We start from the raw sequence: 13586 nt of genomic DNA on the forward strand, positions 1-13586 counted from the left end.
TCGGTTCGCGCTGCGCGCCGCGGATCGAGTGGCCCGAGCGAGCCGAGAGCGCGGGGGTTATGCCCCTCGCGCCCGTGGATCCGTCGATGACAGCAGGCCTCGATGCGGACGTGGTCGGCGCCGACGCGGCGGCCGAGCGCCGCGACGAAGTGGTCGCCGACGTCACCGACCACGCCGGCCGGATCGCCCGCGAACTCGCCCGCCTCCAGGGCGGCGACTACGGCCAGGAGGAGTTCGAGACCGACCGCGGGACGTGGACGCTCAAGTACGAAGCCGGCGACGTGCAGTACCTCCGATACGAGGGGCGCGGGACCGACGTCTACGTCGTCTCGACACAGCAGCCACCCGAACCCGAGGCGCTCGCCGAGGCGATGGTCGACTACGACGCCTTCGTCGAGTCGTTCAACGAGTACGTCAGGTCGCTCGACGGCGTCCTCGACGAGGTGGCCGACGACCTCCCCGCGATCGCCTCCGTCGATTCCGTCGTCGAACAGCGCGAGCGGATCCTGTCGCGGATGCGCGACGCCTGTAATCAGATGGCCCAGCAGCTCAACCGCGTCGAGGGCAACGACTACGGCACCTTCTCCGCCCGCGTCAACAGCTCCCGCTGGGAACTCAAGTGGGAGGAGGGGCGGGCCAGCTACCTCCGCGTCGGCGGCGAGGGCGGCATCTACGTCCTCTCGCAGTACCAGCCGCCCACGCCGAAGGACCTGCGCGCCCACGTCGACGACTTCCCCGCCTTCGTCGACGCCTTCAACGAGCACGTCGAGGAGATCTCCGAGACGCTGGACACCGTGTCGCTGTAGCCGGCTCGATTCCTAATTGCCGCGGTGAACGGAGCTCACTCCTCCAGTTCCTCGGCGAGCCAGTCGAACTGTTTTTCGAGTTCGTGGCGACGCTGGCGTTTGATCACGGTCGAATCGAGGATCTGGCCGACGAGCGTGACGTCCAGCGCGAAGTCGGTCGTGGCGGTCACTTCGGACGCCTCCTCGCCCACCGCCTCCACCCGGTACTCGGTGTCCATGGTCTCGAAGAAGCCGTCGGCCTGTTCGTAGGCCAGGTCGGCGTCGGCGTCGACGACGCGGAGGTCGAGCGTCACGGTGGCGAGCCCGACCTGGTTCTCCAGGTGCATCTCGTCGCCGTCGACGGTCACCTCGGTGAAGCCGGCGGCGAGCATGAACCGCTCCAGGTCGCCCATGGCCGCGCGCACTCGCTCGGGCGGGGCGTCGACGCGTCGCGAGACCGTGACCGACTGCATGCCCGCCACGACACGCTCCAGCCCCGTCAGTGTCACGCCGTATCGATTCGGTCGCGGCCCTCGCGGGGCCCTCCCGCGGTGCGTTCGGAACTCCGGGAATCGACCCGAACGTCTTCGGCGCAACGCGCTCGCCCGGCGACTCCCAAGTCGGGGTATGGCCGCCGACGAATCCACGGAGGCGACGCGAACGCTCGACGCGCGGGAGATCGACGGCGAACCCTTCGGCGACATCACGAGCGCGCTCGGCGATCTCCCGGAGGACGGCACGCTCCGCCTGATAAACAGCTTCGAACCGGAACCGCTCTACGGCGTGCTCGCCGAGCGCGGGTTCACTCACGAGACCGAACAGGTGGCGGACGACGAGTGGCACGTCTACATCCGACACGCCGACGGAGAGTGACCGGAGCGACCGCGTTCTCGGGCGGTTGCGGCGTCCCGCGGAACGGCGACTCCGTCGCTCAGCGGGGTCCCGAACCCGTTCGGGACGGGACATAGCCGCACGGGAGACCAAGCGGGGGTATGGTCAGCGTTCCATCGCCGTTCGGCCCGGACGAGGACACCTTCGACGCCTACGACGAGTTCGTGCCGGAACACGTCCCGGTCCCGGGCGAGTTCCTCGATGGACACCGGGTGCTCGACGGCCGTCGTCACCTCGCAGTCCACCGGTTGGCGCGCGAACTGTTCGAGGAGCGGGCGGTCTACGACATGACGTTCGGGTACAACCTCGCCCGGCTGAACGGCGACACCCGACATCCCAATGCCGGATATCGGTACGCGGTCGAGGACCCCGACAGCGTCGCCAAGGCGGACGGCACGGACGGCCTACCAGCGGGCGCCGACGACCTGCCGGAGATGCCCGACGACGCCCGCGTCCTGCGCGCGGAGTTCACGCCGACGACCGCCTTCTGCCCGCAGAGCGACACGCTCACGAAGGGGTCGTTCCGCGCGTGGAACGGCCTCGCCGGCCGCCACGAGTTCGACCTCGTGCGGGTCCGCGTGGCGCAGATGCACCAGCGGTCGGCGCCCATCAACGCCGCGCTGCGGGAGATGGAGGCGACGTACGTCGAGACCGGCGAGATGCCAGAACCGAGCGACGGAGCGAATTCGGGCCTCGACACGGAGATAGACGACGGCGTCCCCGGCGGTCCCGAGCCGGACAGATCGCAGACACCGTTCTGAGACGGGGCGGCGGGGTCGACGGCGGCGCGCATCCGACACACCGATAGTGCTCTCGTCCCACGTCCCGGGTGAATGACGAAGTCGCGCGACCGCTGGTCGCTGGCGGCGATGGTCTTCGCCGTGTTGCTGGCGCAGGTGCTCCTCTACCCCGGCGTCGACCGCCTGGTCGGCGCGCTCGGCGCGACGACGGACCTCGACGCCAGCATGTGGTTCCTCGCCGCGGAGTTCGCCGCGTTCGTCGCCTTCGCCGGCGTCTGGGGCGCCGCGAGCGATCGCGCCGGCCGGCGGACCCCCTTCATCGCGGCCGGCGCGTTCGGGGGGAGCGTCGGCTACCTCGCGCTCGCACTCGTCCCCGGGCTCGCCTCCCTCTCGTTCGGCGCCGTGCTCGCGCTGCGCGCCCTTCAGGGCGCGGCGACCATCGGCGCCTTCTCGCTCGCGATGACGATGCTGATGGACCTAGAGGGCGGTCACGGCCGGAACATGGCCGCCGCGGGCGCCGCCATCGGCGGCGGGACGGCGATGGGTGCGCCGCTCGGCGGTCAGCTCTACGAAGTGGGCGCGTTCGTCCCACTCTATCTGGCGAGCGCACTGCTCGCCGCCGTGGGCCTGCTCGCGCTGGCGGTCGACGACCGCGCGCCCTCCGGCGACCGGGACTCGCTCGCCCGCGCGATGGCCGGACTGCGGCGAACGCCGACGCTGTTCGTCCCCTACGCGTTCGGCTTCCTCGACCGGCTAACCGCCGGCTTCTTCGCGCTCGTCGGCACGCTGTACTTCCGGTCGGCGGCCGGGTTCGGACTCGACCCGGGCGCGACCGGCCTGATGCTCGCGCTCTTTTTCGCCCCGTTCGCGCTCCTGCAGTACCCGATGGGGATCCTCTCGGACCGGATCGGCCGCACCGTTCCCATCGTCGCCGGGTCGGCGTGTTACGGCCTCGTCGTCATCGCGATCGGACGCGCGCCGACGGCGGTACTGGCAGGCGCTGGAATGCTGGCGGTCGGTGTCCTCGGCGCGCTGATGTCGCCGGCGACGATGGCGCTCGTGACGGATCTCGCGAGCGAGCGCGAGCGCGGCGTGGCGATGGCCGGCTTCAACGTCTTCGGCAGCCTGGGCTTTCTGGCCGGCGTCGTCGTCGGCGGTAGCGTCGCGAGCGCCTACGACTACCCCACCGCCTTCCTCGTCGCGGGCGGCCTGGAGATCGTCGTCGCGCTCGTGACCCTGCCCGTCTTCCTGCGGCTGAACGTCGGCCGAACGGCGACGTTCGCGGACTGAGTACGTCGTCGGGTGATAGTTGCGGGCATGGAGGGCGAGAAGGCGGGGCGGGGCGGAACTAGCGTACCGCGCGAGCGGAGCGAGCGCGGTTTCCACCGAGCGCGCCTGCGGCGCGCTCGGCCTTTTTGCCCCATCTTTTTGCCGGTCGGGTTCCCGCAGCGAGCCTCCGGCTCGCGAGGAAACCCGTCCGGCAAAAAGGTGGTACGCCAGGACTGGAAGTGAGCGACCGCTTCGCGGTCGCGAACGCCGAGAGACGCGAAGCGTCTCTCGGGATTTGAACCGGAGGAAGACGTTCCGGGCGTGCGGCCTCGCTTCACTCGGCCGTTCCGGGGCTGCGACTTCCAGGGGTTCAAATCCCAGTCGAAGCGGTTCGACGCTCACGATGGCGAGCACAGGAGGTGCTCGCCGGAGTTGTTCGCGTCAGAAGCGCCAGGACTGGGATTTGAACCCAGAATCCCAAAGGGAACACGCTTTCCAGGCGTGCGCCTTACCGTTCGGCCATCCTGGCTCAGTTGGAGATACCGCAGTCGGTCGGTTAAGGGCTTTCGTTCTCCGTCGGCGATCGGCCGCCGCTCACTCGCCCTCGTCGGGCGCCGGCAATCGGTCCTGAGTGACGTGGGACAGTCCCGCCGCGCCGACGGCGACCGCCAGCGCGACGAGGAACTTCACGGTGAACCCGACCCTCAGGTCCGCGACGAGTTCGTACCCCTGGACGAGCACGAGGAAAGAGAGCCCGCCGACGAGGCCCCACAGCAGGCTGGACTTGGCCTGCGGCGAGAGGGCGGGCTCAGCGTCGGTCGAGCGTCGGCGTGGCTCCTCGTCGCCGCTCGGTGACTCGTCGCCGGCCATCACTTCGTCGCGATGGCCTCAATCTCGACGCCGACGCCCTTGGGGAGTTCGTCGACGCCGACGGCGCTGCGGGCCGGCGGCTCGTCGTCGAAGAACGACTCGTAGGTGTCGTTCATCTCCTCGAAGTCGTCGATGTCGTCGAGGAAAACCGTGACCTTCAGCACGTCGCCCATGCTCGCGCCGGCCTCCTCCAGAATGGCGCGGACGTTCTCCAGGGACTGCTGGGTCTGGACGTCGATGTCGGCGTCGTCGAGGAGTTCGCCGTCGGGCGTCAGCGGGATCTGTCCCGCCGTGAACACGAGGTCGTCGGTCTCGGTGGCCTGGCTGTACGCGCCCACCGCGGCGGGCGCCGCGTCGGTGTCGACGATGCGTTTCATACTCGGAGGAGCGGCCGCGACCGGCTTAAAATCCCGTGGGGCGGCCGCCGGTACAGGCGCCAGCGCGGGCGCGTCGGCTCACCCCGGAAAGTAGTAGAACACCATCGCGATAAACAGGGGGACGGTGGTGACGGCGGCGTACCAGACGGCGCCGGCGAAGAGGAGGAGTCGAGTGGCGACTGCGTCTTCGAGCCACTCGTAGCCGGCGAACGGGAGGGCGAACGCCGCTGTCGCCCAGCACGCCAGGGCGATCGCCGGGCCGGTGAAGACGACGATCGAGGCGACGGCGTCGTCCGTCGGCGCGTTCGTCAGCGTCACGAACAGGGCGGAGACGTGGACCGTCGCCAGCGCCACGAACCCGAGGGCGTAGTTGGCCGCCCAGTGACCCGTCGGTCCGACCTCGAAGAGTTCCCGGACGCGACCGGAGAGGAGGAAGGGGAGCCACAGCGCGGCCAGACCGAGCCCCGCGGCGCCGAACACCGCGAGGAGGAAGGTGAAGCCGTAGATTGTCTCGATCGCGCCGCTGACGACGGACTGCGCTGGAGGGAGGAGGGCGGCGACCATGCGGAGCGATCGAACGACGCCGGAAAGTAGCTTGTCACTCACACGTTTCCCGTGGACGGGCGCCGCGGTCGCTACGCTGGCGCTGTGTCGCGCGACGGCGCGGCCGCGCGGCGGACGACGGCGTACCCGCCGAGGACGAACAGGGCGCCCCACGCGAGGTACGCCAGGTCCCAGAGAACGACGGGGCCGGGACCGGCGGGGTAGACGTGGTGGATCGCGAGTACGTGGTGGTCGACGACGCCCTCGACCAGGTTGAACGCGCCCCAGCCGAGGAGCGTCGCGCCGAACAGCACCCGCCCGGACGGCGGAACGGCCGGGTCGCGCCACGCCCGCCAGAGGAGCACGACGCCGGCGATGGTGAAGAGGTACGTCGCGACGTGAAAGAGGCCGTCCGCGAGCACGTTCAGCGGCAGGTCGCGGGCGACGCTCGGGTCGGGATGGGACGACAGCATGTGGTGCCACTGGAGGACCTGGTGGAACACGATGCCGTCGAAGAAGCCGCCGACGCCGACCCCGAGGACGACGCCGGCCCGGACGAGCGGCGCGATATCGGGCGGGACGCCGAGCCAGCTACCCGATCGGTCGGACATGGGCCGGGTACGGGGACGGCGCGGAAAAGCGCCCGGCCGGCGACAGAAACCCGTCGCCGGCGTCCGAAACCGGGTCACCAGCGTTCGAGATCCGACGTGCGGGCGGCGCTTACGCGGTCAGCTTCGGTTCGAGGTCGCCGCGCTCGTCCAGCTGTTTGAGGATGTCGCTCCCGCCGACGAACTCGCCGTCGACGAACGTCTGCGGGATGGTCTCCCGGCCGCTGTGGCGTTCGAGCGCGACGCGGAACTCGTCGAGCGATTCGAGCGTGTCGACCACCTCGACGTCCTCGCGGTACTGCTTGAGGAGCGTGAGCGCTCGGTCGGAGTAACCGCACTGGGGCATGATCTCCGTCCCCTTCATGAACAGCACGACCTCGTTGTTCTCGATGGCCTCGTCCACGCGCTCGTCGACCTCGTCTTGGGGAAGGCTCTCGTTGGGATCGAACGTCATACCCGTGTGCTGGCGCCCCTCGTGGATACCTCTTGCGACGACCGTCTCCGAGTCGCGATTGCCGCTGCTGACAGCAAGGCGTGAAAGCCCTCGGCCCGCTCGCAATAACTTCGACTGCAGTCGACAGCACGCGTCGAAAGCCCTCGGCCCGCTCGCGGTCGCTGAGTGGGATATCCTCGGTCGCTCCGCCCCCTCGGATAGTGCCCACTCAGACGACTCCCCGTTGGCGCGAGCGCGCCTCGCCCTTTCAGTCCGCCAGGAAGACAGCCATTACACCGCCACAGCAACCGCAAACAGCCTCACGCCTCCCAACCGATTCCTTCGCTCGCGACGCTCGCTCAGTCATCCCTCGCGCGCTTCGTCGCGGCACGGAGGCCGCGACAGCGCGCGCCACGACGCTCGTTCAACACATCATCGCACCGAAATACAGTCCTCACCCGAGCACGGCGGCGAACGCGCGGTAGAGGCCGAACCCGATGGCGATGGAGGCGACGAGCGTGATGATCCAGAAGGCGAGGGTGACACCGATCTTCCGGCGGGAGACGCCCGCCGAACCGCCGGCGAGGCCGCCGCCGATGACGCCGGAGATGATGATGTTGTTGAACGAGATGGGGATGCCCAGCGCGATGGCGGCCTGGGCGATGATGAACCCGGGGACGAGCGCGGCGATGGACCGGCGGATCCCCAGCGAGGCGTACTCCCGGGAGGTCGCCTGGAGGAGCCGCGGCGCGCCCATCCAGGCCCCGCCGAGGATCCCGACGGCGCCGATGGCGAGCAGGACGATACCCGGGAGACCGAGTTCGGCGCTGTAGAGGTTTTCGAGCGGGCCGGTCGCGAGGCCGACCTGGCTCCCGCCGCTGGAGAATGCGACGACGCTGCCGAGGACGACGAGGAACGTCCGGATCCCCCGGTCGACCGACTGCTGGGTCCGCCGGCGGATGTACTGGAAGCTCAGGGCGGCGAACGCGAGCGTCACGACGGCGACCATCGGCTCGACGGTCGCGACGGCGGGCAGGTCGACGAGGTCCGCGGCGAAGCCCGCCAGGGAGTTCTGTTCGGCCTCGGGGCCCGAGGGGATGATCCCCAGCTGGACGTTGGCGATGATCGCGCCGACGACGGCCGCGAGGACCGGGACGCCGACGGTCTCGGGGATGTCGTCGCGGCGGAGGATCGTGGCGGTGAGGTAGGCGAGTCCACCCGAAACGGGGGGGACGAGGATCCAGAAGAGGGTGATCCGGCGGTACGTCTCGACGGCCGGGTCGCCGCCGAGCGAGAGGCCGACGCCGACCATCGCGCCCGTGGTGGCGAAGGCGGCGGGGACGGGATAGCCGCTGTAGACGCCGAAAGCCATGAACGCGCTGGCGGTGAGCAGTCCGGCAGTGGCCGCCAGCGAAGTGATCGCGACGCCGTCGATGAGGCCCGCCCCGACCGTCTCGGAGATGGCGCCGCCCTGGGTGAGCGCGCCGAGTGCGGCGAGGATGCCGATGAGGAACGCGGCTCGCATCGTCGAGATGGCGTTGGCGCCGATGGCGGGGGCGAACGGCGGCGAGTTGCTGTTGGCGCCCAGCGCCCACGCCGTCAGCAGACTCGTCACCGTGGCGAGGACGACGAGCGCCCAGAAACCGGCGCCCGCCACGCTCACGACCCCCCGTCGACTGACGACGCGACCATGGCGGGCACGTTGTGTCGGCGGGCGAATAAACGTTCGCGCCGGCCGAGCGACGCGACGGTCCGGCCCACGCGTCCTGCCCGGTCGGGACCGCCCGCCGGTTACTCGTCGCCCTCGCCCTCGTCGCCCCGGCGGACGACGAGGACCGGGCCGACCGTCTCGGCGGCCACGCGGTCGGTCTCCTCGCCGAAGACGAGCGAGCGGAACGAGGGGGCCCGCTCGCCCATCACGACGGCGTCGTGGCCCGCCGCAGCGTCGACGAGCGCTTCGAACGGGCCGCCGGTCGCCAGCGTCGTCTCGACGTCGATGCCGGCGTCGCGGAGCGTGGCCGCGGCGTCGTCGAGCGCGGTCCGCTCCTCGTCTGCGTCGCCGTCGGTCGCCAGGAAGAGCGTCACGCCGACGTCGCGGTCACCGACCAGGTCCGCGACGAAGTCGGTGATGCGGTCGACGGCCACGTCGCCGGACACCGGGACGAGCAGGCGCTCGACCGGACCCGTCGCGCCGACGATGGCGAAGGCGTCGGCGCCGGTCTCGGCCGCGACGCGCCGGACCGTCTGCTCCCGGTCGTGGGTGAACACGAGGCGGTGGTCGGCGGCGCCGCCCGCGGCCGCGAACTCCGCGGTCACGTCGTCCAGCGCCTCGGTGGCGCGGTCCTCGTACTGGAGGCGCGCCTGGTCGGGCGGGGTCTGCTCAGGGAGGACGTGGTACCCGAGGACGGTCACGTCGACGGTCCCCAGGAGGTCTATCAGCCCCGGCGGGACGGTTCCCCCCTCCAGTATCGCCAGCGGCACGAGGACGCGGGTCATAGCGCTCCCCGCAGACTAACGTCGCGAGCGTAATAGAAGTACCAGCCCGCGCTGGCGAGCATGACCGCCAGCCCGATGACCTGCGACGCCGGCTGCATGAAGCCGATGAGCGCGAAGCTCGACAGCGCGCCGAGTATCGGGACGGCCGGGTACCCGGGCGTCCGGAAGTCGGGGTCGTACCACTCGGGTTCGTCGCGGCGCAGCGCGATCAGCGCGACGCACATCAGCCCGTAGAGGATCAGGTGCAGGAACGATGCGACCTCCGCGAGGACCGCCACCTGCCCGGTCGCGACGAGCACGAGGACGGGGCCGCCGGCCAGCCCGAGCGCGACGTGGGGCGTCCCGTACTTCAGGTTGATCCGGCTGGCCCGCCGCGGGAGCAGGGCGTCCCGGGAGACGGCGTAGATGGCCCGCGAGGTGCTGAGGATCGAGGCGTTGGCGCTGGACATCGTCGCCAGCAGGCCGCCGAAGACGATGGCGAGCGCGCCCGCGGCGCCGAGGTAGTGGCGGCCCACGTCGACCATGGCCGTCTCGCCGAGTTCGGCGAGTTCGCCGCTGGGTATCGCGCTCGTCGCGACGAACACCGTCACGACGTACATGACGCCGACGACGACGACCGACCCGACCATCGCCAGCGGGAGGTTCCGCCCCGGCCGCTTCATCTCGCCGGCGACCGTCGCGACCTGCGCGAAGCCGAGGTAGGAGGTGAACACGAGCGCGGCCGTCGTCAGCACCGGGAACGGGCCGAACGGCATGAACTGCTCGGGCGCGCTGGGCGCGCCGACCAGTCCGACCGCGTCCAGGCTGCCGTACAGCAGGAACACCGAGAGGATCGACAGCAGCAGGGCGACGACGCCGTTCTGGAGCTTCGCGGCGTTCTCGGTCCCCGTGACGTTCAGGACGGTGAAGCCGGCGCCGAAGAGGAGGGCCACGGGGACGACCAGTCCCTCACCGACGCTGACGCCGATCTCGGCGAGCGTGTCGACGGCGTAGTAGCCGAAGCCGACGAGGTAGAACGCTGTCGCGAACACGAGCCCGAACCACAGCGAGAGCCCGACGACCGTGCCCGCGAGCGTGCCGAGGCCCCGGGAGATGAAGTAGTAGCCGCCGCCGCTTTTCGGCATCGCCGTCGCGAGTTCCGAGGTCGGCAGCGCGACCAGCAGTGCGACGACCGCGCCGATGGCGAAGGATCCCGCCGCGGCCGGGCCGGCCTCGCCCGCCGCGAGCCCGGGGAACACGAAGATGCCCGCGCCGATCATCGTCCCGATCCCGATGGCGAGGCCGCCGGTCAGCCCGAGCGTCCGCTCCAGCTCGGCGTCGTCGGTGATCGTCGCCTCGTCGGTCTCGACCGTCTCCTCGACGACGGGCGTCTCGCCCTCGATGTTCGCCCCGCCGGGCGCGTCTGTACTCACGAGACGGACGATGGGTCGCCACCCACGTATGTCCGGCGACGGTTCAGACCCCCGATCGGCGACAGTTCAGACCGCCGATCGGCGACAGTTCAGACCCCCGATCGGCGACAGTTCAGACCCCCGATGGTGACGGCAGCACCGTCAGTACGGGTCGGGGTCGAACCGTCCCCCAGCGAGATCCAGCGGCGCCAGCGGGCCGACGGTCACGTCGTCGCGCTCGCGCAGTTCCGCGGCGACCGGTTCGGAGACGACCAGCGAGTCGGGGTCCATCGTGCTCGGGATCCGCGCGACCCGCAGGTCGGCCGGGTCGGCGACGCCTGTAGTCGAACACGCCAGCAGGAGCGCGGTGGCGTCGTCCGGCACGACGAACGGGAGTTTCGCCCGCCGGGGCTCGCCGCTGGTGACGACGTTGACGTACGTGTCTTCGAAGTCAACGTCGGCGACGAGGTCGCGGTGGACGAAGTCGGCGAGGCCCATCCCGACGGCGTTGCCGTGCGAGGGCGCCGTCAGCGACCGGGCGTAGACCCGGGTGATCGACGGCGAATCCGGTTCGGTCTCGCCGTGGAAGTCGTAGCGACCGAGGACGTTCGTGTCCATCCCGGTGCCCGACTTGTCCTTGCCCGTCTCGTCGACGACGAGCAGGTCGAGGTCGTCGACGGGGAGTTCGGCCAGGTGCTCGCGGGCGAGATCCAGCAGTTCCGGTTCGCGGTCGAGCACGTCGGAGGCGTCGATCCCCTCGACGCGGACGGCGCGGTGGTCGGCGTTCTCGACGAGCGCGATGCCGCCGACGACGGGCGTCTCCGCCCGCAGGATCTCGTAGCGGTCGGCGATCACGTCGGCGAAGTCCGTCGCGATGGCCGCGTTGTGCAGCGACTCGGCGCCGCGGTGTTTGCCGAGGCCGATCACCGCCATCTTCGCGAGGCCGCTCTCGACGTCGCCGCGGAAGTCGGTGTGCGGTTTGACGCGGTTGGCGAGCAGGACCGCGTCGGCATCCAGCGCGTCGCGAGCGGCGTAGACCGGCCGGCCCAGGTCGTCCTCGCCGACGGCCTCGACGGCCATCGACGAGCGGATCTCACAGCCGAGCGTCTCGGGTGTCATCCCGAGCGCCGCGAGCGTCTCGCGCTGTCCCTCCGCCGTCGCGCCGCCGTGGCTCCCCATCGCCGGGACGACGAACGGCTCGAACCCCCGTTCCCGCAGGCGCTCGACCGCGGCCGCGAGGACAGTGGATACGTCGCGAATGCCGCGACTGCCGGCCGTCACTGCGACCGACGCGCCCGCCGCGAGGTCGGCGAGGCCACCGATAGCATCGACTGCCTCGCGGGCCGCTTCGGCGACGTCCGCGACGGACTCCGGTTCGCGCTCCCGGCGGGCGACGGCGAACTCGGGGAGGTCGTCGACCGTGTAGTCGTTCGCGTCGGCCAGCACCTCCGCGTCCGGGAAGTCGACGTTCACGGACTGCCTCCCGGGGTCGGGGCCGGAGAGCCAGCCCCCGTCGCGCCGGCTGTCGGTCGGTCCATGCTACCGTCATGCGCACGCAGACAGTTGAGCGTATCCGTCGGCCGCCGGAGCCGCCGGCCTGCAATTTATTCGCCTGACGGCCTAACCGATCGCATGAGCGAACTGAACCAGGCGGTCGTCGACGAGGCCGTCAAGGAGGGGGAGTCGATGGGCGCTCGCGACCTGGTCGAACTGATCGAGCGCTACCACCGGGGGGCCGGCGTCGAACGGGAGACGATCGAGGCCTACGCCGCGGAACTCGAAGCGCGCGACGACTACGCCTTCGACGCGGAGGACTTCCTCGCCCACGTCGACGAGAACACGACCGACGGCGACTGGTGGGAAGGCGGGGTGTACTACGACATCGGGGAGGGCGTCGACGACCACCGCATCAGCCTGTATCCGGCGGCGTGGCACGAGCGCCTCGGCGAGTCGACCGACGCGCGCGAGGTGGTCGAGTTCATGCTGGACGAGGACCCCGACTACCTCGACGACCTCGCGCTGGGCGGCCCCGGCGGGGGCGTCCCGGAGAAGGCCGTCGTCGAGGCGCTCATGCTCGTCGGTGGGATGGACCGCCGCGACGCGAACACGGTCATCAACGAGGCGCGCGAGCGCGACGACGTCGTCGAGGACGGCGACCAGAGCCCGGAAGCCCACATCTACCTCCCCGAGCGCACGTCCGAGGACCTGAGTAGCGGGTGAGGGGCGCGGTCGGAACGCCGTCCCCTGACTGCGCCCGGCCGATCAGTCGTCCGCGGAGACGGCGGCGTCGACCTGTCCGCCGCCCGACTCGGGCGAATCGCGCTCCAGCGCGTCGAGTCCGCCGAGGAAGTACCCGATCATGAACGTGGCGAGGACGACGACGTGGAGTCCGACCTGATTCGCCAGCGAGACCGGGACGGCGAAGACGGCCTGGAACGCGACCAGCATGACGAACACCTGGCCGGCGGCGCTCCACCTGTTGTCGCGCCAGCTACCGCCGGCGCTGGTGTAGTCCGGGCGGTCGCGCACGAGTCGCCCGCCGACCAGGCCCAGGACGAGTACCGAGAGCCCGGCCGCAATCGTGAGGACGGGATCGGTGCCGAGCCGCCAGAGTCCCGCCCCGGTGACGACACCGAAGGCGAGCGAGAGGGCTCGATGACGAGTTGCTCGCGTCATACTGCCCGCTACGATCGGGGAGCGGAAAAGGTCACCGAACCGAACACTCTCGGAACCGCTCTCGTGGGAAGAACCGTGCGCTTCGGCCGCTGAATCGGCGATTATCGAGATTTCACCGGTGACCGGACGACGGTCACGGACCCAGTGTGCCGGCGGCGAGCGCTCGTCGCGACCGACCGGACCGCGGACCTGATCGGGAGTCGACAGGGCACACTTCTGTCATACCCTCCGGGCCGGTCGGCGGCCCGAACTGTGGGGCGAGGTGATCGCCACTGCGGTCGCTCCGAGCGCGGTTTCGAACGGCGCACTAGTTGTCGTGTTGTCAATACCGGCTCGCCCTCACCCGTAGGGACCGATTACTCCCCCGTACAGACGGCGTGGTGTCCGAAATACCCGGATCACTGCGACCCGGTCGACCGGTCTTCGGTGTGATATCTTCGCACACGGGCGTACAGTTATCCGACGGGTATCTTGATTAACGTTCGTGTTACTCAGTGGTTTTCGATA

At 70.3% G+C, this 13586-nt stretch carries 16 protein-coding genes and 1 tRNA gene; 5 read left to right on the top strand and 12 right to left on the bottom strand.

The genetic code is table 11. The annotated features are described in order from the left end of the window. Window positions 1–86 precede the first annotated feature (86 nt). Complete coding sequence (locus PSC72_RS13365) at window positions 87–806, top strand: hypothetical protein (protein WP_274321904.1); 720 nt, start codon at window positions 87–89, stop codon at window positions 804–806. Window positions 807–841: 35 nt separating this feature from the next. Here PSC72_RS13365 and PSC72_RS13370 read toward each other — a convergent pair whose 3' ends face one another. After that, window positions 842–1258 carry an SRPBCC family protein gene (locus PSC72_RS13370; RefSeq protein WP_274321905.1) on the bottom strand — a complete coding sequence of 139 codons (417 nt, stop codon included), beginning with the start codon at window positions 1256–1258 and terminating at the stop codon, window positions 842–844. Window positions 1259–1412: 154 nt separating this feature from the next. Here PSC72_RS13370 and PSC72_RS13375 point away from each other — a divergent pair, with 154 nt between their 5' ends. From PSC72_RS13375 to PSC72_RS13385, 3 genes are all read left to right on the top strand, one after another. Further along, entirely contained in the window at window positions 1413–1658 is a 246-nt protein-coding gene (locus PSC72_RS13375) for a DUF2249 domain-containing protein (protein WP_274321906.1), read from the top strand. Window positions 1659–1777: 119 nt separating this feature from the next. Beyond that, entirely contained in the window at window positions 1778–2437 is a 660-nt protein-coding gene (locus PSC72_RS13380; protein ID WP_274321907.1) for a hypothetical protein, read from the top strand. A gap of 72 nt (window positions 2438–2509) precedes the next feature. Then, on the top strand, window positions 2510–3706 hold the full coding sequence (locus PSC72_RS13385) for an MFS transporter (RefSeq protein ID WP_274321908.1): 1197 nt from the start codon (window positions 2510–2512) through the stop codon (window positions 3704–3706). A gap of 427 nt (window positions 3707–4133) precedes the next feature. Here PSC72_RS13385 and PSC72_RS13390 read toward each other — a convergent pair. The 10 genes from PSC72_RS13390 to PSC72_RS13435 form a co-directional block, all read right to left on the bottom strand. After that, window positions 4134–4214, bottom strand: a tRNA-Ser gene (locus PSC72_RS13390). A gap of 65 nt (window positions 4215–4279) precedes the next feature. Next, window positions 4280–4555: a hypothetical protein gene (locus PSC72_RS13395; protein ID WP_274321909.1), complete on the bottom strand. Its 276-nt coding sequence runs from the start codon at window positions 4553–4555 to the stop codon at window positions 4280–4282. Further along, window positions 4555–4932, bottom strand: a complete 378-nt coding sequence (locus PSC72_RS13400; protein ID WP_274321910.1) for a RidA family protein — start codon at window positions 4930–4932, stop codon at window positions 4555–4557. Before PSC72_RS13400 ends, PSC72_RS13395 begins: the two co-directional genes overlap by 1 nt. 78 nt (window positions 4933–5010) lie before the next feature. Beyond that, window positions 5011–5496, bottom strand: a complete 486-nt coding sequence (locus PSC72_RS13405) for a hypothetical protein (protein ID WP_274321911.1) — start codon at window positions 5494–5496, stop codon at window positions 5011–5013. Between the two features lie 71 nt (window positions 5497–5567). Then, window positions 5568–6086: a DUF2243 domain-containing protein gene (locus PSC72_RS13410; RefSeq protein WP_274321912.1), complete on the bottom strand. Its 519-nt coding sequence runs from the start codon at window positions 6084–6086 to the stop codon at window positions 5568–5570. A gap of 109 nt (window positions 6087–6195) precedes the next feature. After that, window positions 6196–6537 (bottom strand): glutaredoxin family protein, encoded by a 342-nt coding sequence (locus PSC72_RS13415; protein ID WP_274321913.1) that lies wholly within the window; start codon window positions 6535–6537, stop codon window positions 6196–6198. A gap of 433 nt (window positions 6538–6970) precedes the next feature. Continuing rightward, window positions 6971–8173 carry an inorganic phosphate transporter gene (locus PSC72_RS13420; protein ID WP_274326176.1) on the bottom strand — a complete coding sequence of 401 codons (1203 nt, stop codon included), beginning with the start codon at window positions 8171–8173 and terminating at the stop codon, window positions 6971–6973. Between the two features lie 134 nt (window positions 8174–8307). Then, the gene (locus PSC72_RS13425; RefSeq protein ID WP_274321914.1) at window positions 8308–9012 is read right to left on the bottom strand and encodes a universal stress protein; all 705 of its coding nucleotides are present in this window, start codon (window positions 9010–9012) and stop codon (window positions 8308–8310) included. Next, window positions 9009–10424 (bottom strand): APC family permease, encoded by a 1416-nt coding sequence (locus PSC72_RS13430; RefSeq protein WP_274321915.1) that lies wholly within the window; start codon window positions 10422–10424, stop codon window positions 9009–9011. The genes PSC72_RS13425 and PSC72_RS13430 overlap by 4 nt, the downstream gene beginning before the upstream one ends. Before the next feature lie 141 nt (window positions 10425–10565). Continuing rightward, window positions 10566–11876, bottom strand: coding sequence for a nickel pincer cofactor-dependent isomerase, group 22 (locus PSC72_RS13435; RefSeq protein ID WP_274321916.1), 1311 nt, complete (start codon window positions 11874–11876; stop codon window positions 10566–10568). A 159-nt stretch (window positions 11877–12035) separates the two neighbouring features. Between PSC72_RS13435 and PSC72_RS13440 the strand changes: the two genes are divergently transcribed. Further along, window positions 12036–12623 (top strand): hypothetical protein, encoded by a 588-nt coding sequence (locus PSC72_RS13440; RefSeq protein WP_274321917.1) that lies wholly within the window; start codon window positions 12036–12038, stop codon window positions 12621–12623. Window positions 12624–12665: 42 nt separating this feature from the next. Here the strand turns inward: PSC72_RS13440 and PSC72_RS13445 are convergent, their stop codons facing one another. Continuing rightward, window positions 12666–13079 (bottom strand): hypothetical protein, encoded by a 414-nt coding sequence (locus PSC72_RS13445; RefSeq protein WP_274321918.1) that lies wholly within the window; start codon window positions 13077–13079, stop codon window positions 12666–12668. Window positions 13080–13586: the final 507 nt, after the last annotated feature.

The sequence above is a fragment of the Halosimplex aquaticum genome (assembly GCF_028747785.1).
Lineage (GTDB): Archaea > Halobacteriota > Halobacteria > Halobacteriales > Haloarculaceae > Halosimplex > Halosimplex aquaticum.

Excerpts from the sequence above, each read along its gene's own strand:
- PSC72_RS13365 (WP_274321904.1), top strand. The coding sequence starts at position 87 with ATGACAGCAGGCCTCGATGCGGACGTGGTCGGCGCCGACGCGGCGGCC.
- PSC72_RS13370 (WP_274321905.1), bottom strand. The coding sequence starts at position 1,258 with ATGCAGTCGGTCACGGTCTCGCGACGCGTCGACGCCCCGCCCGAGCGA.
- PSC72_RS13375 (WP_274321906.1), top strand. The coding sequence starts at position 1,413 with ATGGCCGCCGACGAATCCACGGAGGCGACGCGAACGCTCGACGCGCGG.
- PSC72_RS13380 (WP_274321907.1), top strand. The coding sequence starts at position 1,778 with ATGGTCAGCGTTCCATCGCCGTTCGGCCCGGACGAGGACACCTTCGAC.
- PSC72_RS13385 (WP_274321908.1), top strand. The coding sequence starts at position 2,510 with ATGACGAAGTCGCGCGACCGCTGGTCGCTGGCGGCGATGGTCTTCGCC.
- PSC72_RS13395 (WP_274321909.1), bottom strand. The coding sequence starts at position 4,555 with ATGGCCGGCGACGAGTCACCGAGCGGCGACGAGGAGCCACGCCGACGC.
- PSC72_RS13400 (WP_274321910.1), bottom strand. The coding sequence starts at position 4,932 with ATGAAACGCATCGTCGACACCGACGCGGCGCCCGCCGCGGTGGGCGCG.
- PSC72_RS13405 (WP_274321911.1), bottom strand. The coding sequence starts at position 5,496 with ATGGTCGCCGCCCTCCTCCCTCCAGCGCAGTCCGTCGTCAGCGGCGCG.
- PSC72_RS13410 (WP_274321912.1), bottom strand. The coding sequence starts at position 6,086 with ATGTCCGACCGATCGGGTAGCTGGCTCGGCGTCCCGCCCGATATCGCG.
- PSC72_RS13415 (WP_274321913.1), bottom strand. The coding sequence starts at position 6,537 with ATGACGTTCGATCCCAACGAGAGCCTTCCCCAAGACGAGGTCGACGAG.
- PSC72_RS13425 (WP_274321914.1), bottom strand. The coding sequence starts at position 9,012 with ATGACCCGCGTCCTCGTGCCGCTGGCGATACTGGAGGGGGGAACCGTC.
- PSC72_RS13440 (WP_274321917.1), top strand. The coding sequence starts at position 12,036 with ATGAGCGAACTGAACCAGGCGGTCGTCGACGAGGCCGTCAAGGAGGGG.
- PSC72_RS13445 (WP_274321918.1), bottom strand. The coding sequence starts at position 13,079 with ATGACGCGAGCAACTCGTCATCGAGCCCTCTCGCTCGCCTTCGGTGTC.